Origin of the sequence: Mycobacterium sp., from assembly GCF_032159775.1 — a bacterium.
Taxonomy (GTDB): Bacteria; Actinomycetota; Actinomycetes; order Mycobacteriales; family Mycobacteriaceae; genus Mycobacterium.
This window is the reverse complement of record NZ_JAVHWK010000097.1, coordinates 25647-49866: the sequence shown is the minus strand read 5'-3', so window position 1 is coordinate 49866 and position 24220 is coordinate 25647. Positions and strand designations below refer to the sequence as shown.

Here is a 24220-nt window from a genome sequence, read left to right as displayed (position 1 = left end):
ACGATCCGCGCATCGATCGCATTGCGCTGCCCGGCCAACTCCGCCAACTCCTCGAACAACACCTCAAGACGCTCATTGGGGCGCACCTCAGCGGCCAAAGAGGTTGCGGTCGAAGCCATGACGCCATGGTTTCAGAGGGGTCCGACAAATCTTGGCCGCCAAGAGTCGGTCCTCACACCACCTTGATCGAGAAGCGGCTCGTCGCGGAACTCCCAGCGGACGCGCAGCTGTAGTCTCCGCGAGTCAGCGCATCCGTTGGTGCCGCCATCGGCTCGATGGCGATGAGGTCCTGGCCCGGCGGGGCGAACAACTGTGCTGCGGGATAACCCTTTTCGAACGTCACTTCGATGCGGCGGTCGCCGCCGGCCAGTGCGAACGTGGCGCCGTCGCCCACCTCGTCGAAGCCGTCGTCGTAGGTGACGTCGCCCAGCGGTCCGCTGGTGGTGTTCCAGTTCTCGGTCTGGCCGGTCGGGATACCTCCGCCGTCGACGGGGAGACGCCGCATGTCCGGCGTCGTGAGCGTCCATTCGTCGCGCGGCACATCCGGAATGACGAAGTAGGGGTGGTACCCGAAGCACAGCGGTACCGACGCACCGGTTGTGGGGGTCACTGTCGTCTCGACGGTGAGGGTTCGATCCGCCAACGTGATCTTCTGGGTCAGGATGTGCGGAAACGGGAACGACGCCAGCCGACGCGGGTCGGCGCCGTAGTCCAGGTCGGCGGTCAATCTGTTCTCTGACCTGGCGGTGACCACCCAGTTGGGGCAGGCCGCGAGGACACCGTGGATGGGCAGGCCGTTCGGGTCAGCACGTACGCCGTTGGATGCGGTCAGCGAGACGACTGTGCCATTGACCTGATAGCTGTTGCCACTCAACCGATTCGCCCACGGATACAGCAGCGGTATGCCCATGGTCTTGCCGTCGGCCACATAGGCATCGAGCCCGCGCCGTTGGCCGAGCAGTTCGACGCCGTCGTCGGCGAGCGAGGTGCCGATCATCCCTGCGGTTGGAACGTACGTCGCGGTCAGCGACGACGACGGGTCGCGCAGAGTTACCGACTCGAACTCACCCATGGCCGCGATCCTGCCATGGGTGACGTCAGCCGGCCAACGGATCGTGCTGGATACGTTCTGCCGGAGCGCCTTTGGCGATCAGCGCTTCCTTCGTCGCGGTCACCATGTCGGGGCCGCCACAGATCAGGATCTGTCTGTCGCCCCAGTTTCCGTACTTCGTCACCACCTCGGGCAGCCTGCCGGTCTGGTGCACATGAAGTCCGCGGGGCGGTTGCACGTCGGGGTAGTCGGCGGCCCACGGCGGGTTCTTGCGGAACTCCGAAACCGGCGACACCGACAGCCACGGGTTCTGCGACGCGATCTGCCACAGCGTGGGTAGGTCGTACAGCTCGCACGGGTAGCGCCCGCCGAAGAACAGATGCACCCTCGGGTTCACCCCCCACCGGGTGAGGTCCATGATGAGCGCCCGCAGCGGCGCCAGCCCGGTGCTGCCCGCGACCATCAACACGTCCCCGCCATCCCGGTCGATCTTCATGCCGCCGTGCGGATTCGACAACCGCCAGCGGTCACCGGGTCGAGTCTCGCCGACGACGGTGGGGCTGACCATTCCGCCCGCGACCGAGCGAACGTGAAATTCGATGGCGCCGCCGGGGTCGGGCGGCATGGCCGGGCTGAGGTAGCGCCAGCGCCGCGGCCACTGCGGCACCTGCACGGTGACGTACTGGCCCGCGAAGTAGGCCAGCGGTTGGTCCAGCGCAAGCCGCACCACCGAAATGTCTCGGGAGACCCGGTTCAGCTCTACGACGGTTCCGTCGCAGAACGGCGGCCCCTGCTCTGCATCCGCGGCGCCGCGCATGACGCCGATGAACAACTCGAGGGCGGCACGTGCGGTGTCGTCGAGCTTGTCGTCCCAGTTGTCGCTCAGCTTGCCGCGCAGCGTCGTGTAGAGCGCCTCGTGCATGCTGAAGTAGTGGCTCTGCACCACTCCGTATTTGCGATGATCGCGGCCCAGCTGCGCCAGAAACGCGACGGGCTCCTCGGCCCGCTGGTCGATGAGCTCACCGAACAGCCACGTCAAGGCCTGACTGAACACCGTGAATTGGCCGCCCAGATCGGGCGGGAAAAGGTCACGCACCGCCAAGTCGATGGCGAACCACTTGGTATAGAACCCGCGGATCAGGTCTTCGCCGCCGAGGCGTGGGTCGACCGCGTCGCGCAGCATCCGCAGCCCGTCGCGGTCGTCGAGTCCCACGTCGTTTGAGTGTAGGTATCAGCCGGGAAACCGCCCACCCTTGCCGGTACGGATCGCGGCAATCACGACCAACGCGGCTCCGACGGTGGCCCATCCGGCCAGCACGACGATCGCCATCGTTGCCCCCGAGCCACCGAAGAACGCCGTCGAGCGCAACAGTGTGGCATTGGCGCCCTGCGGCAACCACTGACCAAGGGCGCCCCATCCGCTTGGCAGTAATTCGGGTGCACTGGTCAGCCCCGACAACGGGTTGCCCAGCAACAGCGCGAGCAGCGCCCCGACAGCCAGCCCGGCGCGGCCGAACAGCGAGCCGAGGCCCAGCATCGACAGCCCTGAAGCAAGCGCGCCGAGAGCCAGGCCGCCGGCAACCCCCCAGAAATTCGCGTCGATCGAGCCGAGCACGAACCGCAGCAGCGCGGCGATGGTCGCGCCGGCAAGCCCCGCGAACACCACGGCGGCCGCGAACCGGGTCCACACCTCACGGCGAAGCACGAGCACGAGCGCGACCGCTGGCAGCAGACCCGCCAACGTGATCGGCAGCGCGGACGCCGCAAGCCCGGCTCCACGCGGGTCCTCGGCGGTCGGCGGAGCCATGTCCTCGGTTCGAAGCGCCACGCCGGCGTGCTGGGCGATGCCCGTGCCGACCTGGCTCAGCAGCTGCGCGACGGTCGGGCTCGCGCCGGTCGCGATCAGCAGGGTCCGGCTATCCGGACCGAACGAGACGCCGCCGTACACATCTCGATTGCGGATGGCGTCGCGCAGCGCCGCCTCGCCCGGGTAATAGGTGATCTCGAACGCGCCAGGCGCGTTCTTCTCGAGGATGTCGGCAACTTGACCGCTGGCCGCCTGCGGGCCCGCCGCGCCGATCGGGACGTCGTGCGGCTTCGACCGCGCGGCGGGCAGGGCGAAGGCGATCGCCACGATCGCGATCACCACAGCCAGCACCCCGACGACACCGCTCGCGCGCAGCGCGGCAGGGGGTTGATGGGCCGGGGCGGCGTGATGGGAGGGACTCGAGAGCGACTGCATTGTCATTGCTCACTCGCTTTTCATCCGACGTTGAATTTCCTGTCAGCGGTGAGCGTAACGCCGCGACCGTCAAATTTCAACATTGATTGAAATGATATCGTCGGAGTGTGTCTCCACCAGCGAAGACGACGAGCCGCCGCGGAAGGCGGCAAGGCGAGCCGGTGTCGCGGGACGCGGTGCTGCGCGCGGCCAAGCAGCGGTTCGCGGTGGAGGGTTACGAGAAGACGACGCTGCGCGCGATCGCCAGCGATGCGCGTGTCGACCCGTCGATGGTGCTCTATCTGTTCGGGTCGAAGGCCGAACTCTTCCGGGAATCGCTTCGTTTGATCCTCGACGCCGACGCGCTCGTCGCAGCACTCACCGAGGGTGACGATGACATCGGCACCCGAATGGTGCGCACATACCTGGGGATCTGGGAGCACCGGGACACCGGCGCCAGCATGGTCGCGATGCTGCAGTCGGCAACCTCGAACCCCGACGCGCACGAGGCGTTCCGGGCTTTCATGCAGAGCTACGTGCTGACCGCGGTGTCAGACGCGCTCGGCGGCGGCGAGCAGGCCCGGCTGCGGGCCATGCTGGCCGCGACCAACCTGGTCGGAACGGCGATCCTGCGCTATGTCATGCGCGTGCCGCCACTGGCCACGCTGCCGGCCGACGACGTCGTCAACCTCATCGGTCCGTCGGTGACCCGCTACCTCACGGCGTCGGCCGAGGAGCTGGGTCTGCCTGCGCTATAAGCCGTGAATTCCCTTGTACAACACAAGAAGACCGATGACGACCAGAATCGCGGCGACGAGTGTGGCGTGCTGGCGTTCCATCCAATCCTTGAGCCGGGTGAGAGGTTCGTGCAGGCGGTCGCCGGACACCGCGTAGGCCAGAATTGGGATCGCTACCGTCGAGGCGGCCACGGTGACGTACCAGATCTCGGCAATCCACACGCGATGACTGTCGAGGCCGGCGGTACCGATCGCCAAACCCGCTGCCGCACAGATGAACAACACCTTTGGGTTGGCCACCGTCAGGATCGCGGCCATGCCTGCCGCCTTGGGCGGGGTCAGCTTGCTCATGCTCTGCATCCATCGCGGGGTGTGCGACGAGCGGTTGCGTGTCAGCCACCGGTAGACACCGAAAACGACCAACGCCGCGCCGATGACGACGCGTAGCCAGGAAGCCCATCCCGGCGGTTTGTCACGCACGCCGCCCATGAGGTTGGACACCTCGACGAAGATCGCCGTCAGCGCCGCAAGGCCGACGAGCCAGCCGGCCAGATACGCCAGACCCGTGGGCCGGGGTCGCGCCGTGTGCAACACCAGCACGGCCGGGATGATCGACAGCGGCGACAGCGCGACCACCAGCGCGAGCGGAATGAGTTCGGTCAGAACCGATCCCCAATCGCCCGCCATCACCTGCCCTTTCGCCGCATCGTCACAGCAGAACGTAGCAAGCCAGGAGGCTGCTCCTCTACCATTTGCCGCCGTCCTAGTTCGACAGGATGGACGACTCGATCGCCGATTTGCCGTCCTACATGCTGCCTGGCTGACATACTCGCCTGCCATGACGCGATCCGCTTTGGTCAAGTGCGCGGCGGTTTTCGCGCTGACTGTTGCCATCTTGACCGTGCCGCAGGCCACCGCGCGAGCCGACAGCTGCTCGGACATCGCGTCCACCGCTGCGGTCGCGATCGACAGCGGTCCGTGCGCCGACGTGCTCGCACAGGAGCTGCGCTGGCTGACGGCCATCACCGACGGCGACCGCACAACGGTGGAATCGATTCTGGCGCCGGGCTTCAAGCACATCAACTCCGACGGCCTGCTGCTCGATCGCGCTCAGGAGGTCGCTGGCATGGAGAAGGTGTCGTTCACGATGAATCCGTCCGATCAGCTCGTCGACATCGCGGGAGACACGGCGGTGATTCACGGAGTGAACACCCTCGTTGACGGCGGCGAAGTGCTGGCGCGCGAGCGGTTCACCGACGTCTTCGTGCTGCAGAACCGAACATGGATGGCGCTTTCCGCCCAAGAGACCACGCTCGAATAATCGGCTCCTGCGGATTTGCCACCAGCGTGAGCCACGCTGGGTAGTGTTTTTGCTGGTCAGTACGCAACTCCGGAATTGGAGCTCAAATGCGGCGCCTTTGCAGCAACTCGATCTTCCTTGTCGCGCTTGTCACGGTCATCTCGATGACCGCGATGATGACGGGCTGCGCCAAGGAGAAGTCGGCGCCCGCGCCACAGGCCGGTGTCAACGCAGGGCCGGAAGGCAAGCCTGCGCCGTTCCGGGAACCGGTCAGGCTGTCTAGCAAGGACGGTGTGCTCGAAGTTCGACTCTCGGCCCGTCAAGGCACCGTCAACCTGGACACGGTGAAAGAGCCCGTCACCAACTTCCTGGTCTTCGGCTACGAGCTGATCAAGGGCACCAGCTCGGACGGATCGACCAAGAACGACAACGTATATCCCGCGCCGACGCTGCGCGTCGACCCCGGCGAACGCCTGATCGTCCACTACGACAACGACCTTCAAGGTCTCACGATCGACGACTTCAACGCGCAGACATACATCGCCGCAGGCAAAGATATTCCGATCTATCCGACGGTGCTGCGGGACGCGCCGCTGAACCTGCACACCCACGGACTGCACGTCAGCCCGTCGGGCAACGCCGACAACGTGCTGCTGTCGATTCCGGCGGGCATGGGCAACACGTACGACTATGCCGTGCCGTCGAACATGCCCAACGGCCTTTACTGGTATCACAGCCACCGCCACACCGTCACCGCCCAACAGACCTACATGGGATTGGCGGGCATGTTGGAGATCGGCCGCCCCGACGGCAACCTGCCACTGGTCACGAAGAACAACATCCCGATTCGCAACATGGCCCTGCAGTACAACTTCGTCTTCGACCGGAAAAATGGCGGGCACCAACTGAACAACCCGTACTGGGAGCAGTGGGTCAGCACGCTGAAGCCACCCGAGGGCAACCAGCTCGCCGACGGGACGTACCGACCGAGCCTGGCGCCGGTGAACTTCGCGAAGAGTTCGAAGGGTGCCGAGTTCTTCACCAACTGGTTTGCCGGGCCTCTGTCGATCCATAACCACCGCGGGCAGAACCAGTTCATTCCGCAGAACCTGCAGACGTTCACCAGCCCGACGAAGACCATCCCGGCCAACCCCGAGCTGCCGGAGAACCAACGCGACGTGCAGTTCACCATCAACGGACAGTTCCAGCCGGAGATGAAAGTCAAGCCGGGCCAGACCGAGATCTGGGTGTTCGCCAACATGAGCGACATCGCCTTCGTGCCATTGCGATTCACCGAGACGGCGACGGGCAACCATCCGAAATTCGCCGTCGTCGGCCAGGACGGCAACCCCTACACCCAGGTGCAGCGCCCCGTCGACGGCGACGGAACGTACCTCGAGATTCCGCCGGGGTCGCGCTACGCCGTCGCGGTGACCATGCCGAAGACCGGTGACCTCGTCGTGGACATGCCGCCAGGCCCCGGCGTCAAGGGCATCGACGAACCCGGCGTGCTCTACACGAACAACGGCACCGATAACTCTCCCGCCGTGTTGGGCAAGGTGACGATCGACCCCAAGTACATCGCAGCCAGAGACGGGTTCTTCACGTTCCCGACGCAGACGCTGTTGAAGGTCACGCCCGATAGCGGTGAGGGGCAGACGACCGCGTTCGAGCCGGGCCAGAACCTGGATGCCTACACGTCGTTCGTCGACACGTCGGTGATGGAGCCGGACGTCAAACGCGGGTTCGAGATCGGCGGTGGCTTCGACGACAGATACGCCAAGAACGACCCCAAGGCCTTCACCTACCAGTTCCAGGACAACATCTTCCCGAACGTGCCCCTGATCCAACCCCGACTGAACTCCGTCGAGGAATGGGGCTTCACCAACTTCAACAACGACAGCCATCCGATCCACATCCACGTCAACGACTTTCAGGTCCAACAGGTGGTCAGTCCACTCATCGGCACCACCACCGGAGTCCAGCCGTTCGGTATCGACAACGCGAACGTCCCACCGCCGGAGATCGACGAGAACGACACCGCGACCAAGACCTCGTCGCTGACGTTGCGGTCGGATTTCATCGAGTACGCGGGCACATATGTCGTGCACTGCCACCGGCTCAACCACGAGGACAACGGGCTGATGATGACGATCAACGTCATTCCCCAGGTGTCGACGTATGCGGTCGCGGTGCCGGGCGCAGGCGGAAAGCCGGCGTCGGTGCAGATTCATGACGGCAACGGAGACAAGGTGATCGCCTATGTCACTCCCTTCCCGGGTTTCGAGGGCACCCCGTCCGTCGCGATGGCCGACGTCAACGGCGACATGATTCTGGACCTGGTCGTCGGCACCGGGCCTGGAACCGAATCACAGGTCGTCGCCTATGACGGCAACGACTCGTCGCAGGGCCGCTTCACCGCGGAGTTGGCCCGCTTCAACCCGTTCGACGCCGGATTCACCGGGGGTGTCGCCGTCGCCGGCGCCGACATCGACGGAAACGCGTTGTCCGACAACATCATCGTCGGTACAGGATCCGGGATCGAGTCGCAGGTGAAGGTGTTCGCCTCCAAGCTGGCCGACGACAAAGGCACTGCGCCCGAGGTGTTCTCCACCTTCACCCCGTATCCGGGTTCGAAGTCCGGTCTCACACTTGCCACCGGGATGGTTGAGCTCGGCTCGGGACGCGAGAGCATCGTCACCGCTCCCGGCGCGGGAGATGCGCCGCAGATCAAGACCTTCCGCTACGACCTCTACAAGCCCACCGCGCGGGCTCAGGCCAACGGCACGGTACCCGAGCATCTCGGCAAGCCGAATGAGCCGACGATGACGTCGAACTTCCTGGCCTACGACGAGGGCTACCGGGACGGGGTGTCGCTTTCGACCGGGTGGGTCGCGGGCGCGGAGGGTGGCGCCAAGAGCATCGTCACCGGGCAGCTCGGGGACCGCGGTACGGTCCGGGTGTGGTCGAACGGGTCCCGGCTCGACGGGTTCCCGATCATGTACACCGACAACCCCAATCATCACGACGCCGACATCAAATACCGCCAGATCGCGTCGTTCGAGCCGTTCGCCGCGGGCCTCGGGGTGACCGTCGGGACCACGAGCACCACCAGTGGCGCGGATCTGCTGGTCAGCGGGAACGGCCCTGATCGCGCCGAGCTGCAGAAGCTTGCGCTCGCCAGGCCGGATCCGGCCGCCACGACCGTGACGCCGAAGGTGATCGCCGTGCTACCGCCGCTTGCGGGGCTGCGGGCTCCGGCGCCGCTCGGCGGTCAGTAGCGGGTCAAGGCAGATGCCAGAAGACCCTGGTGACGAGGTAGAACACCACGGTCCAGAAGGCGAGGGCGGCAACGGAAATGCCGATGCCGCGCCAGTTGGTGCGTGACTCCGGCACGTTGGCTGGAGGTCGCAACCAGTGTCTCAGCAGGGGATTGACGTAATAGGGCATCGTCACGAACGTCATGACGAAGCTGGAGAACAGGTTGCCGATGAGCAGGCCCAGCCACAGCGGCATGTGCAGCGGTGACAGGGCGAGGGAGAGAAGCACGACGGTGGGATACAGCCCCACCCAGACGGCGACGGATGTCCTGATGTCAGACGGCGGCGGTGTCTCGGCGCCGTGCTCGTCGAACGCGAACCAGCTGCCGAACGAGTTGTCGATAGTGCGGGATTTGAAGTCGGCGAACTTCTCACCCTCGGCCAGCAGTTGCCTGCGCTCGTCGGACACCAGCCAGCGGTCCAGGTCGGCGGCGGTGTCGAAGCGGTAGAGGGTGGTCCACTCCTCCTGCACACCGGCGACCGGGCGGAACACCTCGGTGCCGCGGAATCCCGGGAAAGTGCTCTCCGCCAAGCGAAGCCGGTCCTGCCAGGCCAGGAACTCGTCCACGCTCTCGGGGGGCACGTGATGGCTCACCGCCACCGTAACCAGCGGAGCCGAGTGTCTCGCACCGCCGCCGAGAACCTGCTGGGTGCCCGGGCCGTCGAAGAACTCCTGCCCGGCAGCCAGCCGCTCCTGCCGGGTCGCACTGTTGATCCAGGCCTGAACATGCGCGATCGAGTCGAAGCGGTAGACCACTATCCACTCGGGCTGCACCGCGGTAGGCGGATTGATCTCGGCGGCAAGGAAACCCGGGTACTTGGACGCCTCCCGGTTGAGATCCTTCTGCCATTCCTCGAAGGCCTGTTCCGAACCGGCGCGGACCGTCTGTCCGATGATGACCGTGGCCGCGGTGTCGGTCGGGTTCCTGGTGTCCATCAGCTGCCGATCAGTTCAGGGGAATCAGCCAGATCTCCCGAGAGCCTGCGGTAGATCCGCTCGGGGGTCAGCGGCAACTCACGGTAGCGCACGCCGGTGGCGTCCTGCAGAGCGTTGGCAAGTGCCGGGGCCACCGGGTTCACGTTCGACTCCGCAATTCCCTTGGCGCCCATCGGCCCGGCCGAATCGGCCGACTCCACGACGATCACCTCGGTGCGGGGGATGTCGGCGTAGGTGGGGATGCGGTAGTTCCGCAGGTTCGGGTTGACCATCACCCCGTTCCCGTCGAGGAGGAAGTTCTCGGTCAGCGCGAAGCCGATGGCCTGTGCCACCCCGCCCTCGATCTGCCCGCGCACCTGAGCCGGGTTGATCACCACGCCCGCGTCGGCGGCGTGAACGCTGTAGAGGATGCGGATCTCGCCGGTGATCCGGTGCACCGCGATGCGGAAGCCGTGCGCGTTGGACGTCACGCTGCGGGGAGACCCGTATGCCTTGCGGGACACCGTGAAGCGGATCCGGCGTGCCCTGGCCGCCGTCAACAGCTCCGTCAGCGGCACCGTGGTATCGCCACACTTAACGGCGTCATGGTGCAGCGAGCATGCTGTCGGGGCGACGCCGGCGTGCGCGGCAGCGAAGCGCAGGATGGCATCGCGAAGCGCCGTCGAGGCTTTCTGCACGGCGTTGCCGGAGACGAATAGTCCGGCGCTGGCGAAGGCGCCGGTGTCGAAGCCCGTCCGGTCGGTGTCCGACTGCACGAGGTGCACCCGCGACGGCGTCGTACCCAGCACGCTGGCAGCGATCTGCACGTGCGCGGTCGAGGTGCCTTCACCGAATTCGACCGTACCGACGGCGATCTCGTACACGCCGTCGTCACGCAGTGTCGCCCACGCGTCGGAGATGTGCTCGGTCGGCGGCGCGGTTTCGTGGATCGAACTCGCGGTGCCTGTACCGATCAGCCAGTCCTCGCCGAGGGCATGCCCGTTACTGCTGCGTTGCATTGCGGCGTCGACCCTGTCGATGCACGCGGTCAGGCTGTCTTCGGCGAACATCACGTCGTCGGGATGCTCGCCGATGGCCAGCAACGCGTCACCGGGCCGGATCACGTTGCGTCGCCGCAGCTCCATCGGGTCGAGATCCAACGCCAGCGCAAGCTCGGTGATGGCCGATTCGACGGCGAAGGTCGGCTGGGTCATGCCGTATCCGCGCAGCGCACCGCTGGGCACCGTGTTGGTGTAGACCGAGAAACCGTCGAATTTCTTGTTGGGACAGCGGTATTGCATCATGGCGGCGCCGCCGGCGAACAGTGTCTCGCCGCCGTGGTTGCCGTATGCGCCCGTGTTCGACACATTCTGGAAATGGAAGGCCGTCAGCGTGCCGTCGGCCTTCGCGCCGAGCTTGACCGTGATCCTCATCGGATGCCGCGGCGAGGCGGTGGTGAACTCCTCCTCGCGGGTGTACTCCCAGCACACCGGCTGTCCCGTGTCGAGTGTGGCCAAGGCGGGCAGATCCTCGGAGATCAGTTCCTGCTTGCCGCCGAAGCCGCCTCCGACGCGCTTGCAGAACACCCGGAGCTGGTCGGGCCGCAGATCGAAGAGGTGGGACAGCTTGAGCTTGCACACCGACGGGGACTGCGAACTGGTTCGCACGTTGAGCCGACCATCCTCCATCCAGGCGATCGAGCCGTGCGTCTCCAGATGTGCGTGCTGAACGCGGGGCGAGAAGTAGGTGCCCTCGTGGATGACGTCTGCCTCGGCGAAACCAGCTGCCACATCGCCGATCTCACCGTGCAGCTCGAGCAGGATGTTGCGGTCCTTGTCGTGCGCGAACGGGTCGTCATAGCTGTGAAGTTGCGGAGCACCTTCCCTCATCGCCTCTTCGGGGTCGAAGACCGCAGGCAGCACCTCGTAGGTGACGTCGACCTTTCGGCAGCCCTCCTCGGCGGCGCCGACGGTGTCGGCGAGCACCGCCACCACCCGCTGGCCCGCGAACCGAACGACGTTGTCGAGGATGTAGGTGTCGTCGGGATCCACCAGGTGGTCGGTGTGAATCGCGGTGCTGTAACGCTTGCGCGGGACGTCTTCCCAGGTGTAGACGCGGTGCACGCCGGGCACCGCAAGGGCGGCGGTTTTGTCGATCGACACGATGCGGGCGTGCGCGTGCGGTGAGTGCAGCACCTTCAGGTGCAGCATGCCGGCCATCTCGGTGTCCATTGTGTACTCGGCGCGACCGGTGACCACGCCGGTGGCCGCCGGGGCTCCGACGCTGGTGCCGACCGCCTCGCCCGGGGCCGCCTCCTCGATGTCGACGACGCCGTTGACGGCATCCTCGATCGCGCGGTATCCCGTGCAGCGGCAGAGGTTTCCCTTCAGCGCGCGCGGCAGGTCCTGCTTCTGCTCGTCGGTGAACGTCGCCGAGGTCATGATCATGCCCGCGGTGCAGAACCCGCACTGGAAGCCGGGGGCGTCGCGGAACTGCCGCTGCAGCGGGTGCAGGTTCTCGGGTGTACCGAGACCCTCGATCGTGGTGACGTCACGATCCTCGGCGCGGAACGCGGGGGTGATGCAACTGTGTACCGGGTCGCCGTCCAGCCACACCGTGCATGCGCCGCAATCGCCTGCGTCGCAACCTTTCTTGACGCCGTGCCAGCCCAGCGACCGGACGAATGTGCGGAGGCATTGCCCCGGTCGCGGCTCCTCTTCGAATATCGCGCCATTGACGGTGTACGTCATGCCAGCTCCTCTCGCAGCTCTTCGGCGAAGTGTGCGGCTAGGTGCTTGCGGTGGTCGGGCGTCCCGTTCGGATCGTCGAACCACACGTCGTGCGGGATCTCGTCGATGCTGTCCTGGAGGTCGTCGGCATCGGGCACCGAATCGAACCTGAGCCGTATCGGTCGGGTTGTGCCTGCGGTGATCGTCAGCAGGAAGTCGCCGCCTTCGCCCTGTGTCGCGATCATGAAGATGGTGGACCGGCCGAGGTGCGTCAGGGTAAATCGCCGGTTGGCGTGGCGCTTCCGCAGCGCGTCGGCCGGGATGTCGATCTTGCGCAGCAGTTCGCCCGGCGCGAGAACGTTCTCGTGGTCGCCGGTGACGAAGTCGGCCGCGTCGACGGTGCGTTCGGACCCGTCCGTTGCCTGCAGGGTGTAGTTGGCCTCGAGTGCAACGGTCATGGTGATCATCGGCCCCGCGGGCAGCGACATGCAGATGTTGCCGCCGACGGTGGCGGAGTTCCACACCTTGAACGATGCGAGAAACGCCTCGCAGCTGGTGGTGAACAGCGGTGCGGCGCGCCAGTCGGCTGGTGCCGCGAACGCATAGAGGTCGCGGACCGTGCACATCGCGCCGATCTCCAGGCCCGCTTCGCTGGTGGTCAGTCCGTTCCAGCCGAGCGGCATCAGGTCGATGAGGCGACGCAGGTCGGGTTGCTGGTCGGAGAACAGCCACGTGCCGCCGGCTAACCATGCATCGCCGTCGCGCCAGTCGCTGCCGGGACATTCGGAAGGTCGCCTGACGACCTCGGTGATGGTGTTGATGTCCACGTCAATGACCCTTCGAAGAATGGGACGCCGAGGGCTGGGTGACAACGCCGCGTAGCTGACTGTAGACACCGAATCCCAAGACCGAAGGCGATCGATCAGCCATCCAGCCATTTGCCAGTGGTCCGTCGCTCGGAAAAGAAGTTAAAGTTGAGCGGAACAGACTCAACCTTGACGGCGTTGACCAATACGACCAGCATTTTCTCTAGAAACGATCGGAGGTGTCGTGGACTCGTTCAACCCGACGACCAAGACCCAGGCTGCGCTGACCGCGGCGTTGCAGGCGGCGACCACCGCAGGCAACCCGCAGATCATGCCTGCCCACTTATTGATGGCACTGCTCACTCAGAACGATGGCATTGCCGCCCCTCTACTGGAGGCCGTCGGCGTCGAACCCGCGACCGTTCGCACCGAGACGCAACGGCTACTCGACCGGCTGCCCACCGCCAGTGGCGCAAGCTCGCAGCCGCAGCTGTCCCGCGAATCCATCGCGGCGATCACCACGGCGCAGAACCTGGCCACCGAGATGGACGACGAGTACGTCTCGACCGAGCACCTGATGGTCGGTTTGGCCACCGGCGACTCCGATGTCGCCAAGCTGCTCACGGGCCACGGTGCGTCCCCGCAAGCGCTGCGTGAGGCATTCGTGAAGGTGCGCGGCAGCGCTCGCGTCACAAGCGCCGACCCCGAGGGCAGCTATCAGGCGCTGGAGAAGTACTCCACCGACCTGACCGCGCGCGCCCGCGAAGGCAAACTAGATCCGGTCATCGGGCGTGACAACGAGATTCGTCGCGTCGTACAGGTGCTGAGCCGGCGCACCAAGAACAACCCGGTGCTCATCGGTGAGCCCGGCGTCGGCAAGACCGCCATCGTCGAGGGCCTGGCCCAGCGCATCATCGACGGCGACGTGCCGGAGAGCCTGCGCGACAAGACCGTGGTCTCGCTGGATCTCGGCTCGATGGTCGCGGGCGCCAAGTACCGCGGCGAATTCGAGGAACGCCTCAAGTCCGTCCTCGACGAGATCAAAAGCTCGGCGGGCCAGATCATCACGTTCATCGACGAGCTGCACACCATCGTGGGTGCCGGAGCGACCGGCGAAGGCGCGATGGACGCGGGCAACATGATCAAGCCGATGCTGGCCCGCGGCGAACTGCGGATGGTCGGCGCCACCACGCTCGACGAGTACCGCAAGTACATCGAGAAGGACGCCGCGTTGGAGCGTCGCTTCCAGCAGGTGCTGGTCGGGGAGCCGTCGGTCGACGACACCGTCGGCATCCTGCGCGGCCTCAAGGACCGCTACGAGGTGCACCACGGCGTGCGCATCACCGACTCCGCGCTCGTCGCGGCGGCGACGCTGTCCGACCGGTACATCACCTCACGTTTCCTGCCGGACAAGGCGATTGACCTTGTCGACGAGGCCGCGTCGCGGCTGCGGATGGAGATCGACTCCCGGCCCGTCGAGATCGACGAGGTCGAACGGCTCGTCCGTCGCCTAGAGATCGAGGAGATGGCGCTGGCCAAGGAGGAAGACGCCGCATCCAAGGACCGGCTGGAGAAGCTGCGCGCCGAGTTGGCCGACTACAAGGAGAAGCTCGCGGAGCTGACCACCCGTTGGCAGAACGAGAAGAGCGCCATCGACGTGGTCCGCGAACTCAAGGAACAGCTGGACACGCTGCGTGGTGAGGCCGACAGGGCCGAGCGCGACGGCGATCTGGCCAAGGCTTCCGAACTGCGTTACGGGCGCATCCCCGAGCTCGAGAAGAAGCTCGATGCGGCCATACCTCAGGCCGAGGCCCGCGAGAACGTCATGCTCAAGGAGGAGGTCGGCCCCGACGACATCGCCGACGTCGTCTCCGCGTGGACCGGTATTCCGGCGGGGCGCATGCTCGAGGGCGAAACCGCCAAGCTGCTGCGCATGGAGGACGAGCTCGGCAAGCGCGTCGTCGGACAGACCAAGGCCGTGCAGGCCGTGTCCGACGCGGTCCGGCGCAGCAGGGCAGGCGTTGCCGACCCGAACCGTCCGACGGGCTCGTTCATGTTTCTCGGACCGACGGGCGTCGGTAAGACGGAGCTGGCAAAAGCGTTGGCGGAGTTCCTGTTCGACGACGAGCGCGCGATGGTCCGCATCGACATGAGCGAGTACGGCGAGAAGCACTCGGTGGCCCGACTCGTCGGTGCGCCACCCGGCTACATCGGCTACGACCAGGGCGGTCAGCTGACCGAGGCGGTACGACGGCGTCCGTACACGGTGATCCTGTTCGACGAGATCGAGAAGGCCCACCCAGATGTGTTCGACGTGCTGCTGGCTGTGCTCGACGAAGGTCGGTTGACCGACGGGCAGGGCCGCACGGTCGACTTCCGCAACACGATCCTGATCCTGACGAGCAACCTCGGCGCAGGCGGCACCGAGGAACAGGTGATGGCCGCGGTGCGCTCGGCGTTCAAGCCCGAGTTCCTCAACCGGCTCGATGACGTGATCATCTTCGACGGGCTCAACCCCGAGGAGCTGGTGTCGATCGTCGACATCCAGCTGCAGCAGCTGGCGAAGCGGCTGGCCGCGCGGCGGCTCACGCTCGAGGTGTCGCTTCCCGCCAAGAAGTGGCTGGCCGAACGCGGCTTCGATCCGCTCTACGGAGCGCGTCCGCTGCGCAGGCTGATCCAGCAGGCCATCGGCGATCAGCTCGCGAAGCTGCTGCTTGCGGGCGACGTGCACGACGGCGACGTCGTGCCGGTCAACGTCACTCCGGACGGCGACGGGCTCGTACTGGGCTAGGGCCTGATCTCGCCGAGCTCGAACTCGCGGGTCTGGGCGCCTGCGTCGAGGATCGCCTGCAGCCGTTGGCGTGCGACCGGCTGCGCCAGCGCATCCCGGAACAGCTGATCCTCGGCGCGCAGCCCCGCGGTCACATCGCCCAACGCGGCGTCGACTGCGCGCTTGGCGCGCGAAATGGCCTCGAGTGGCGATGACGCGATGCGAGCGGCCAGCGTGTCGACGAAGCGGCGCAGTTCGTCTGCTGGCAGTGCGCGGTCGACGTAGCCCCACGCCGCGGCGGTCGCCGCGTCGACGTCCATGCACCCGAGGATGACCTCGAGCGCGCGCCCACGGCCGACGAGGCGGGGGAGCCGTTGCGTGCCGCCTCCGCCGGGGATGATTCCGACCGCCACCTCCGGTTGGCCGAAGCGGGCTTTGTTCAGCGCGGCGTAGCGCATGTCGAATGCCATCGCGAGCTCACTTCCGCCACCGCGGCAGACGCCCTCGATCACCGCGATGGTGGCCTGCGGCAAAGTTCGCAACTGTTCTGTGAAGGCGTGGAACATCGACAGTTCGTCGTGCAGCGAGGTGTCGTCCGTCGAAAGTCCCTGTATCAGTTCGACGTCCGCGTGTGCGATGAAGAATTCCGGATCGGCGGAGTCGACGATCAGCACCCGCACGTCGTCGTCCGCCCCGACCTCCTGCGTCAGGCGGCCGATCTCCCCGATCAGCGGCACATCGAGCAGGTTGATGGGCGGATGGTCGATGGTCGCCCGGCAGACACCACGGTCGACGGTGACGTGCAGAAGTTCGTATTTGTCGTAGGCCATACCGAGACGCTATGCGACGTGGATCACAAATTGACGTTTCCGTCGGACCGCTGCGGGGCACTCCTCTTCATTGACGAGGAGGTCAATCAAATGTCTGAGATGGTGTGGGTTCTCATCGCGGTCTTGGTCGTCGCTGCAGTGATCGTCATCGTGTGGTCGCTGAGCCGACGCAGACGGTCAACACGGCTGCAGCAGCACTTCGGCCCGGAATACGAACGCACGGTCGGCGAAGTCGGCGAGCAGCGTGCCGCAGAAGCCGAGCTGGTCGCACGCGAGAAGAAGCGCAAGAAGCTGGACATCGTCGAGCTGACGCCGGCGGCTCGGGCCGAGCACGCAGCGACCTGGCGGACGGTGCAGACCGAGTTCGTCGACGCCCCGACCGACGCCGTCGGACGGGCCGAGCGCCTGGTGACGCGGGTGATGCGCGAGCGCGGTTATCCGATCGACGACTTCGATCAGCGGGCCGCCGACATCTCTGTCGATCATCCGGACATCGTCGAGAACTACCGCGGCGCCCACGCGATCTATCAGTCGCAGCGGGGCGGCGAGATCAACACCGAGGACGCGCGGCAGGCATTCGTGCACTACCGCGCACTCTTCGACCGGTTACTCGGGTCCGACCCCGAGCCGCAGCACGTCAACGACGAACAACGGAGGCAGGAACATGACCACGCATGACATGCAGCCCGAAACGGCGGACCAGACAGTGCGCACCGATCGGCCCGCAGAGCCGCAACCCATGGAACCTCCTGTGGAAAGTGCCGACACCACAGGCGGTTTCGCGAATCCCACGGAGACTGGCCACGCACCCGACAACCCCAGTCACGCGCCCACCGACACAGCGGATTTGTCTGATGCGATGCTGTTCGCTGACAGCGAGCTGACGGACATGCGCTCACGCTGGGTCGAGGTGCAGTCGGCCTTCGTCGACGATCCCCGCGACTGCGTGCAGAAGGCCGACGGTCTGGTCGCCGATGTCGTCGACAAGCTCACGACGTCTTTTTCCGGCGCCCGCGCGCACCTCGAGGAGCAGTGGAGTCGAGGCGAAGAGGTCTCGACCGAGGACCTGCGAATCGCGCTCAAGCGCTACCGGGAATTCTTCGAACGCCTGCTCGCGGTCTAGTACTGGCCGATGTGACGCATGGGGGCACGCGCAATTGGGTTGTGACCTGCTCGAGTTCTGGCTATATACCCCTGAGCAGATAGGCTAGGGGTAATGGTGCCCCTCTGGTTCACGCTGTCTGCACTCTGTTTCGTGGGTGCGGCCGTGTTGCTCTACGTCGACATCGATCGTCGGCGCGGTTTGGGACGGCGTCGTAAGTCATGGGCGAAGTCGCACGGCTTCGACTACGAGCACGAGTCGGACGACCTGATCCGGCGCTGGAAGCGCGGCGTCATGTCGACCGTCGGCGACATCAGCGCCAAGAACGTGGTGCTCGGACAGATCCGCGGCGAGGCGGTATTCATCTTCGACCTCGAGGATGTCGCGACGGTCATCGCCCTGCACCGCAAGGTCGGCACCAACGTGGTGGTCGATCTGCGGCTCAAGGGCATCAAGGAACCGCGCGAGAACGACATCTGGCTGCTCGGCGCGATCGGCCCGCGGATGGTGTATTCCACCAACCTCGACGCCGCCCGGCGCGCCTGCGATCGCCGCATGGTGACGTTCGCCCACACCGCGCCCGACTGCGCCGAGATCATGTGGAACGAGCAGCACTGGACGCTGGTCAGCATGCCGGTCACCAGCACACGCGCCCAGTGGGACGAAGGCCTGCGGACCGTGCGGCAGTTCAACGACTTGCTGAGGGTGTTGCCGCCGATACCGCAGACCGGCGCTGCGGCGAGCCAACCCGCCCGTCGGGCCGCGGCACCCGGGCGCCCGGCCAAGCCGGCTCCCACAGAGGCGGGGTATGCCCAGCCACCTGCCGACGCCGACCGCTCGGACCCGGCCCTGCGCCGTCAGCCACCGCGAAACGGCCGCCAGTCACCGCACTATCAGCGGTAAGTAACCTGTCTGCATGCTGCGTCCCGTCGCTTTGATCACCGGACCGACATCCGGTCTTGGCGCCGGTTTTGCGCGGCGCTACGCCATCGACGGATACGACCTGGTTCTGGTCGCCCGCGATGTCGAGCGGCTGGAGCTACTCGCCGCCGAGCTGCACAATGAGGCAGGCGCCACCGTCGAAGTGCTGCCCGCCGACCTCGCGGAGGCCGCTGACCGCGCCAAGGTCGCCGACCGGCTGTCCGCCGGGGTCCGGGTACTGGTCAACAACGCCGGCTTCGGCACCTCCGGCGAGTTCTGGACCGCGAGCCTGTCGGTGCTGCAGTCACAGCTGGACGTCAACGTCACCGCGGTCATGCAGCTGACGCACGCCGCGCTGCCGCCGATGCTGGACGCGAACGAGGGCACCGTCATCAACGTCGCCAGCGTCGCGGGGCTGCTGCCCGGACGGGGATCGACCTATTCCGCATCGAAAGCATGGGTGGTGTCGTTCACTGAAGGTCTGGCCAACGGCCTGGGCGGCACGGGCGTCGGCGTGCACGCGTTGTGCCCCGGATTCGTGCGCACCGAGTTCCACGAGCGCGCAGGCATCGAGATGGACGGCACCCCGTCGTTCCTGTGGCTGGAGGTGGAAGACGTCGTGCGGGACTGTCTGGCTGACGCCGCAAAGGGCAACGTCGTCATCGTCCCTGGCGTGCAGTACAAGGCACTCACCACCGCGGGTCGGTTGGTACCGCGAAACCTGGTGCGCCGCATCAACAAAACAGTGGCCAAGGGCCGTGGCCGTACCTGAGTCGCGGTGCGCGCACTAGTCGCGCTGCTGTCGGCGGCCGTGTTGGCGATGTCGGCATGCTCGGGCGATGACGGCGGCAGTGCGCACCCCTACGGCGTGCAGACGGCCGCGGTCGGCGAATCGCTCGCCGTGCTCGGTTGGAACATGTCGTTGTCCAACCTCCGGTTCGACGGCGACTACGTTCTCTTCGACATCGACGCATCACCGACCAAGGCCGATGCGCCGCATGCCAACCCGTCAGACATCCGGTTCGGCCTGTACGGCGCGCTGGCGCATCCGTTGGAGGCGAACGCGATCGGGGGCTGCCGCGACGTCACCAATCTGGCGGTCCAGCCCGCGGCCGCCCCGACGCCCGACCGGCTGTCCGGCACGGTGTGCATCGGCCCGATGCGGGACCAGTCGCAGGTGCACGGCGCCTACGTGTACTCGCCGAAGGACCGGATGGCGGGCACCACGGTCTCCTACGGCGCCGCCTATCCGGTCGGACTGCCGCAGACCAACGAGAGCGACGCGGGCCTCTCGATCAGCACGACGAGCGTCGACGCGTTCCATGCCGACGGCGCACAGATCGATGTCGGCGCGCTGGGCGACCCGGCCGCGTTCAACGGCAAGGGATACATGCTGCTCGGCCTCGAAATCACCGGTCTGGCAGCGCGATACCGCGACGAGTCTGCCACCCGCGGCGGTCCGATGATGGTGTTGGTCGCCCCGACGATGCCCGCCCCCGGCCTGTCCCACGCGTGCGACATCTACGGCGCATCTTTGCTGGTGCTGCCGGACGCCTCGCTGGACGCCGTCTCGGTGCGCGCGTCGTTGTGTACGCAGGGCGAGATGGAGGCTGCAGCGCTCTACGCCTCGGTGTCACTCGTCGGCACGCACGCCGGCCTGTGGACCAGCGATGACTGAACTTGTGCCGGATGTCGCCGGCCAAGCGGCTCCGCCGCCCGATGTCGCCGGCCAAGCGGCTCCGGGGCCGACGGAGTGGGGTGAGGGCCCCGGTGTCGGCCCATGGCCGGGGCCGTTGCCGACCGATGCCCGGTACGACCAGGCGCTGCTGCGCGACGGCGACACCAGAAACGTCGTCGACGCCTACCGGTACTGGACCCGTGAGGCGATCGTCGCCGATATCGACACCCGCCGCCACCGGCTACACGTGGCGATCGAGAACTTCGGCAACGACGCCAACATCGGCTCGGTGGTGCGGACCGCCAACGCATTCGCCGTCGACACCGTGCACATCGTCGGACGGCGGCGCTGGAACCGCCGCGGCGCCATGGTGACCGACCGGTACCAGCGGCTGCGCCACCACGACACGACCGCTGACCTGCTGGCATTCGCGGCGGACGGCGGGCTGACCGTCGTCGCTGTCGACAACGTCCCCGGTGCGCGGCGCCTCGAGGAGACCGGACTCCCCGCGGCATGCCTGCTGGTCTTCGGGCAGGAGGGCCCCGGCATCACCGCGGAGGCCAGCGCGGGTGCCGCGATGACGGTGTCCATCGCCCAATTCGGGTCGACCCGCAGCATCAACGCGGGCGTCGCGGCAGGCATCGCGATGCACACCTGGATCAGAGAACACGGCGACATATCCCGGGCCTGGTAGGGCAGGATCTACGACATGGATCAGCTTTGGGCAAATCGGGCGGCGAGCGCAGAAGCCGCCGTCGCCAAGCGCCATCTGAAACGGCTCTGGGCGCTGCCCGGCACCCAGCTCGGAATGGTCGGATTCCCGCCCACGCGCAAGGATCTCACCTTCGGCACCTGGCACTACTGGTGGCAGGCACATCTGCTGGACAACCTCGTCGACGCGCAGCTGCGCGACCCGCAGCCCGAACGAGAAACCAAGATCAAGCGACAGATCCGGTCACATCGACTGCGGAACAACGGGTCCTGGGTCAACGACTACTACGACGACATGGCGTGGCTGGCGCTCGCACTGGAGCGGGCAGGCAGGCTCGCAGGAGTTGAGAAGCCCGGTGCGCTGAAGAAGCTCTGCGACCAGTTCGTCAACGCATGGGTGCCCGAGGACGGCGGGGGCATCCCGTGGCGCAAGCAGGACCAGTTCTTCAACGCCCCGGCCAATGGGCCTGCCGCGATTTTCCTGGCCCGCTATGACGACCGGCTGCGGCGTGCCCAGCAGATGGCGGACTGGATTGACGAGACCCTTATCGACCCGGAGACCCATCTGGTGTTCGACGGCATCAAGGCCGGCTCGATGGTGCGCGCCCAATACACGTACTGCCAGGGCGTCGTGCTCGGGTTGGAGACCGAGCTTGCCGCGCGCACCGAGGACCCCGAGCATGCGCAGCGCGTGCACCGCCTCGTCGCCGCAATCGACAAGGAGATGGCCCCCGACGGTGTGATCAAGGGAGCGGGCGGCGGCGATGGCGGGCTGTTCAACGGGGTGACCGCCCGCTACTTGGCGTTGGTCGTCACAACGCTGCCCAACAATTCACCCGAAGACGCAGCCGCGATAGCCACTGCGCAAAATATCGTGATCTCCTCCGCTCAGTCGGCGTGGGACTACCGCCAGACCCTTGACGGCCTGCCGCTGTTCGGACCGTTCTGGGACCGCAATGCCGAGATGCCGGTTGCGGGTGGGCAGGACGCCCAGTTCGTCGAGGGCGCCGTCAACTCGTCCTCGATCCCCGAGCGCGATCTGTCGGTCCAACTGTCGGGCTGGATGTTGATGGAGGCGGCGCACGCCATCTCTGCGAACGGAGAGAGCAATCCAGACACAGCGGAGGGCACCTCGGAATGACCGAACCCGGCGGCTGGATTCCAGACGAAGAAACCGTCGAGCGCGCCAACGTCACCCGCTTCATGGCATGGCTTGCCGAGACCGGCCGCGGCCAGTTCGACGACTACCACCAGCTGTTGGCGAAGTCGCTGGACGACATCGCGTGGTTCTGGGACGCCGTGTGGCACTTCTTCGACATCCGCGCGACCACGCCGGCCGACGCCGTGCTCGCCGATCGGGAAATGCCTGGGGCACAATGGTTTCCGGGTGCGACGCTGAACTACGCGATCGAGGCGTTTCGCCACGAGACCGACGAGTACCCGGCGCTTGTGGTGGCGGGGGAGGACGGCTCGACGGAGTGGTCGTGGGCGCGGTTGCGTCAGGAGACCGCCGCATTCGCGAACTACCTGCGCAGGCTCGGCGTCATGCCGGGCGATCGGGTCGTCGGATACCTGCCGAACATCGGCGAAGCCGTGGCGGCGTTCCTCGGGGCGGCCAGCGTCGGTGCGACGTGGGCGGTGTGCAACCAGGACCTCGCCGTCGACGGTGTAGTCGCCCGGCTCGGCCAGCTCGAGCCTGTGGTTCTGGTGGCCAGCGACGGTTCGGTCTACGCCGGGAAGCGCCACGACCGCAGCTCCGAACTCGCCGAGATCCGTTCCAAGCTGCCGACATTGAAGGCGACCGTCCTGGTGCCGCGGCTCGGCACCACTGCGTCCGACGACGTCACGCCGTGGTCGAAGGTCCTCGATCTCGACGCGCCGCTGGAGATCACCCCGGTGCCGTTCGGTCACCCGCTGTGGGTGCTGTTCTCCTCCGGCACCACGGGCACGCCGAAGGGCATCGTGCACGGCCACGGCGGGGTGACGCTCGAGCACCTCAAGTACCTGAGCCTGCACGCCGACCTCAAACCCGGCGAGCGCTTCTGTTGGTACTCGACCACCAGCTGGATGATGTGGAACCTTCTGGTCTCCGGACTGCTCGTCGGTGCGACGGTGGTGCTGTACGACGGCAGCCCCACCTATCCGCGGACCGACAGCATGTGGAAGGTCGTCGCCGACCACGACGTCGCCCTGTTCGGTGCGGGCGCAGGCTATTTCCTCGGGTGCGCCAAGGAGGAGTGCCGTCCCGGCGAGGAGTATCGGCTCGACGCATTGCGCGGAGTCGGCTCGACGGGATCGCCGCTACCGGCTTCAGGGTTCCGGTGGATCCAGGAGGGCGTCGGTCGCGCGGTGCCCGTGATGTCGATGAGCGGTGGAACCGATGTCGTGACCGCGTTCATCGGCGGCTGTCCGATCGTTCCGATTGTCGCGGGCGAGCTGAACGTCATCTGCCTCGGCGCCGATGTGCAGGCGTGGACAGAGGCGGACACCCCGGTGGTGGGCGAGGCCGGCGAGCTCGTGATCACCCAGCCGATGCCGTCGATGCCGGTGTTCTTCTGGAACGACGCCGACGGCGCCCGCTACCGTAAGGCCTATTTCGACAAGTATCCCGGCGTCTGGTGCCACGGTGACTGGATCACCATCACCGACCGCGAATCGGTTGTGGTGCACGGTCGTTCGGATGCCACCCTGAACCGTCAGGGTGTCCGGATGGGAAGCGCCGAGATCTACAACGCGGTCGAATCGCTCACCGAGGTCCAGGACTGCCTTGTGGTCGGGGTCGAACAGGACGACGGCGGCTACTGGATGCCGTTGTTCGTGCACCTCGCCGGTGACGCCGAGCTGGACGACGAGTTGCGCAACAAGATCACCGTCGCCATCCGCAACGGTGCATCACCGCGTCACGTCCCCGACGACATCGTCGGCGTGCCCGGCATTCCTCGCACCATGACCGGTAAGCGGTTGGAGATTCCGATCAAACGAATCCTGCTCGGCGCCGAACCCGCCGATGTGGTGTCGGCAAGCGCCGTCGACAAACCCGACCTGCTCAGCGTCTTCTCCGAGCACGCCCGGGCGTGAGCGTCGAAGCGGGAGGTTCGAGCGTAGGCGGCGTCCCGCGCATCGTCCGG

The 24220-nt window shown here is 66.4% G+C and carries 20 protein-coding genes; 12 read left to right on the top strand and 8 right to left on the bottom strand.

Features of this window, described 5'->3' with window-relative positions:
- Positions 1 to 172: 172 nt before the first annotated feature.
- The 3 genes from QOJ24_RS10660 to QOJ24_RS10650 are packed head-to-tail and all read right to left on the bottom strand — an operon-like array spanning position 173 to position 3293.
- Entirely contained in the window at positions 173 to 1072 is a 900-nt protein-coding gene (locus QOJ24_RS10660; protein ID WP_526260954.1) for an aldose 1-epimerase, read from the bottom strand.
- Positions 1073 to 1097: 25 nt separating this feature from the next.
- Positions 1098 to 2264, bottom strand: coding sequence for an FAD-binding oxidoreductase (locus QOJ24_RS10655; RefSeq protein WP_526260953.1), 1167 nt, complete (start codon positions 2262 to 2264; stop codon positions 1098 to 1100).
- 18 nt (positions 2265 to 2282) lie between these two features.
- The gene (locus QOJ24_RS10650; protein WP_526260960.1) at positions 2283 to 3293 is read right to left on the bottom strand and encodes an ABC transporter permease; all 1011 of its coding nucleotides are present in this window, start codon (positions 3291 to 3293) and stop codon (positions 2283 to 2285) included.
- A gap of 107 nt (positions 3294 to 3400) precedes the next feature.
- Here QOJ24_RS10650 and QOJ24_RS10645 point away from each other — a divergent pair, with 107 nt between their 5' ends.
- A complete protein-coding gene (locus QOJ24_RS10645; protein ID WP_526260952.1) occupies positions 3401 to 4030 on the top strand; it encodes a TetR/AcrR family transcriptional regulator in 630 nt (209 codons plus the stop codon).
- On the opposite strand, the gene QOJ24_RS10640 is transcribed toward QOJ24_RS10645, so the two are convergent.
- The gene (locus QOJ24_RS10640; protein WP_526260951.1) at positions 4025 to 4696 is read right to left on the bottom strand and encodes a GAP family protein; all 672 of its coding nucleotides are present in this window, start codon (positions 4694 to 4696) and stop codon (positions 4025 to 4027) included. The genes QOJ24_RS10645 and QOJ24_RS10640 overlap by 6 nt on opposite strands.
- 151 nt (positions 4697 to 4847) lie before the next feature.
- Between QOJ24_RS10640 and QOJ24_RS10635 the strand changes: the two genes are divergently transcribed.
- Both QOJ24_RS10635 and QOJ24_RS10630 read left to right on the top strand, forming a co-directional pair.
- Entirely contained in the window at positions 4848 to 5330 is a 483-nt protein-coding gene (locus tag QOJ24_RS10635; RefSeq protein WP_526260950.1) for a DUF4440 domain-containing protein, read from the top strand.
- A gap of 86 nt (positions 5331 to 5416) precedes the next feature.
- Positions 5417 to 8590 carry a multicopper oxidase family protein gene (locus QOJ24_RS10630; RefSeq protein WP_526260949.1) on the top strand — a complete coding sequence of 1058 codons (3174 nt, stop codon included), beginning with the start codon at positions 5417 to 5419 and terminating at the stop codon, positions 8588 to 8590.
- 4 nt (positions 8591 to 8594) lie between these two features.
- On the opposite strand, the gene QOJ24_RS10625 is transcribed toward QOJ24_RS10630, so the two are convergent.
- The 3 genes from QOJ24_RS10625 to QOJ24_RS10615 are packed head-to-tail and all read right to left on the bottom strand — an operon-like array spanning position 8595 to position 13101.
- Positions 8595 to 9566, bottom strand: coding sequence for an antibiotic biosynthesis monooxygenase (locus tag QOJ24_RS10625; RefSeq protein ID WP_526260948.1), 972 nt, complete (start codon positions 9564 to 9566; stop codon positions 8595 to 8597).
- Positions 9566 to 12295, bottom strand: a complete 2730-nt coding sequence (locus tag QOJ24_RS10620) for a molybdopterin-dependent oxidoreductase (RefSeq protein ID WP_526260947.1) — start codon at positions 12293 to 12295, stop codon at positions 9566 to 9568. Before QOJ24_RS10620 ends, QOJ24_RS10625 begins: the two co-directional genes overlap by 1 nt.
- Complete coding sequence (locus tag QOJ24_RS10615) at positions 12292 to 13101, bottom strand: FAD binding domain-containing protein (protein ID WP_526260946.1); 810 nt, start codon at positions 13099 to 13101, stop codon at positions 12292 to 12294. The genes QOJ24_RS10620 and QOJ24_RS10615 overlap by 4 nt, the downstream gene beginning before the upstream one ends.
- A gap of 223 nt (positions 13102 to 13324) precedes the next feature.
- On the opposite strand from QOJ24_RS10615, the gene clpB reads away from it, so the two are divergent.
- Entirely contained in the window at positions 13325 to 15871 is a 2547-nt protein-coding gene (gene clpB / locus QOJ24_RS10610) for an ATP-dependent chaperone ClpB (RefSeq protein WP_526260945.1), read from the top strand.
- On the opposite strand, the gene QOJ24_RS10605 is transcribed toward clpB, so the two are convergent.
- The gene (locus QOJ24_RS10605) at positions 15868 to 16680 is read right to left on the bottom strand and encodes an enoyl-CoA hydratase/isomerase family protein (protein ID WP_526260944.1); all 813 of its coding nucleotides are present in this window, start codon (positions 16678 to 16680) and stop codon (positions 15868 to 15870) included. The two genes, clpB and QOJ24_RS10605, sit on opposite strands and share 4 nt — an antisense overlap.
- A gap of 90 nt (positions 16681 to 16770) precedes the next feature.
- Here QOJ24_RS10605 and QOJ24_RS10600 point away from each other — a divergent pair, with 90 nt between their 5' ends.
- The 8 genes from QOJ24_RS10600 to QOJ24_RS10565 all read left to right on the top strand — a co-directional run bounded on the left by QOJ24_RS10600 (position 16771) and on the right by QOJ24_RS10565 (position 24170).
- On the top strand, positions 16771 to 17358 hold the full coding sequence (locus QOJ24_RS10600) for a hypothetical protein (RefSeq protein WP_526260959.1): 588 nt from the start codon (positions 16771 to 16773) through the stop codon (positions 17356 to 17358).
- On the top strand, positions 17345 to 17803 hold the full coding sequence (locus QOJ24_RS10595; protein WP_526260943.1) for a hypothetical protein: 459 nt from the start codon (positions 17345 to 17347) through the stop codon (positions 17801 to 17803). The genes QOJ24_RS10600 and QOJ24_RS10595 overlap by 14 nt, the downstream gene beginning before the upstream one ends.
- 93 nt (positions 17804 to 17896) lie before the next feature.
- Complete coding sequence (gene ttfA / locus QOJ24_RS10590; protein WP_526260942.1) at positions 17897 to 18685, top strand: trehalose monomycolate transport factor TtfA; 789 nt, start codon at positions 17897 to 17899, stop codon at positions 18683 to 18685.
- Between the two features lie 13 nt (positions 18686 to 18698).
- The gene (locus tag QOJ24_RS10585; protein WP_526260941.1) at positions 18699 to 19475 is read left to right on the top strand and encodes an SDR family NAD(P)-dependent oxidoreductase; all 777 of its coding nucleotides are present in this window, start codon (positions 18699 to 18701) and stop codon (positions 19473 to 19475) included.
- 6 nt (positions 19476 to 19481) lie between these two features.
- Complete coding sequence (locus QOJ24_RS10580) at positions 19482 to 20381, top strand: hypothetical protein (protein ID WP_526260940.1); 900 nt, start codon at positions 19482 to 19484, stop codon at positions 20379 to 20381.
- Positions 20374 to 21075, top strand: a complete 702-nt coding sequence (locus QOJ24_RS10575; RefSeq protein ID WP_526260939.1) for a TrmH family RNA methyltransferase — start codon at positions 20374 to 20376, stop codon at positions 21073 to 21075. Before QOJ24_RS10580 ends, QOJ24_RS10575 begins: the two co-directional genes overlap by 8 nt.
- Before the next feature lie 15 nt (positions 21076 to 21090).
- On the top strand, positions 21091 to 22233 hold the full coding sequence (locus tag QOJ24_RS10570; protein ID WP_526260938.1) for a glycoside hydrolase family 76 protein: 1143 nt from the start codon (positions 21091 to 21093) through the stop codon (positions 22231 to 22233).
- Positions 22230 to 24170 carry an acetoacetate--CoA ligase gene (locus QOJ24_RS10565; RefSeq protein WP_526260937.1) on the top strand — a complete coding sequence of 647 codons (1941 nt, stop codon included), beginning with the start codon at positions 22230 to 22232 and terminating at the stop codon, positions 24168 to 24170. Before QOJ24_RS10570 ends, QOJ24_RS10565 begins: the two co-directional genes overlap by 4 nt.
- The last annotated feature ends 50 nt before the right edge of the window (positions 24171 to 24220 follow it).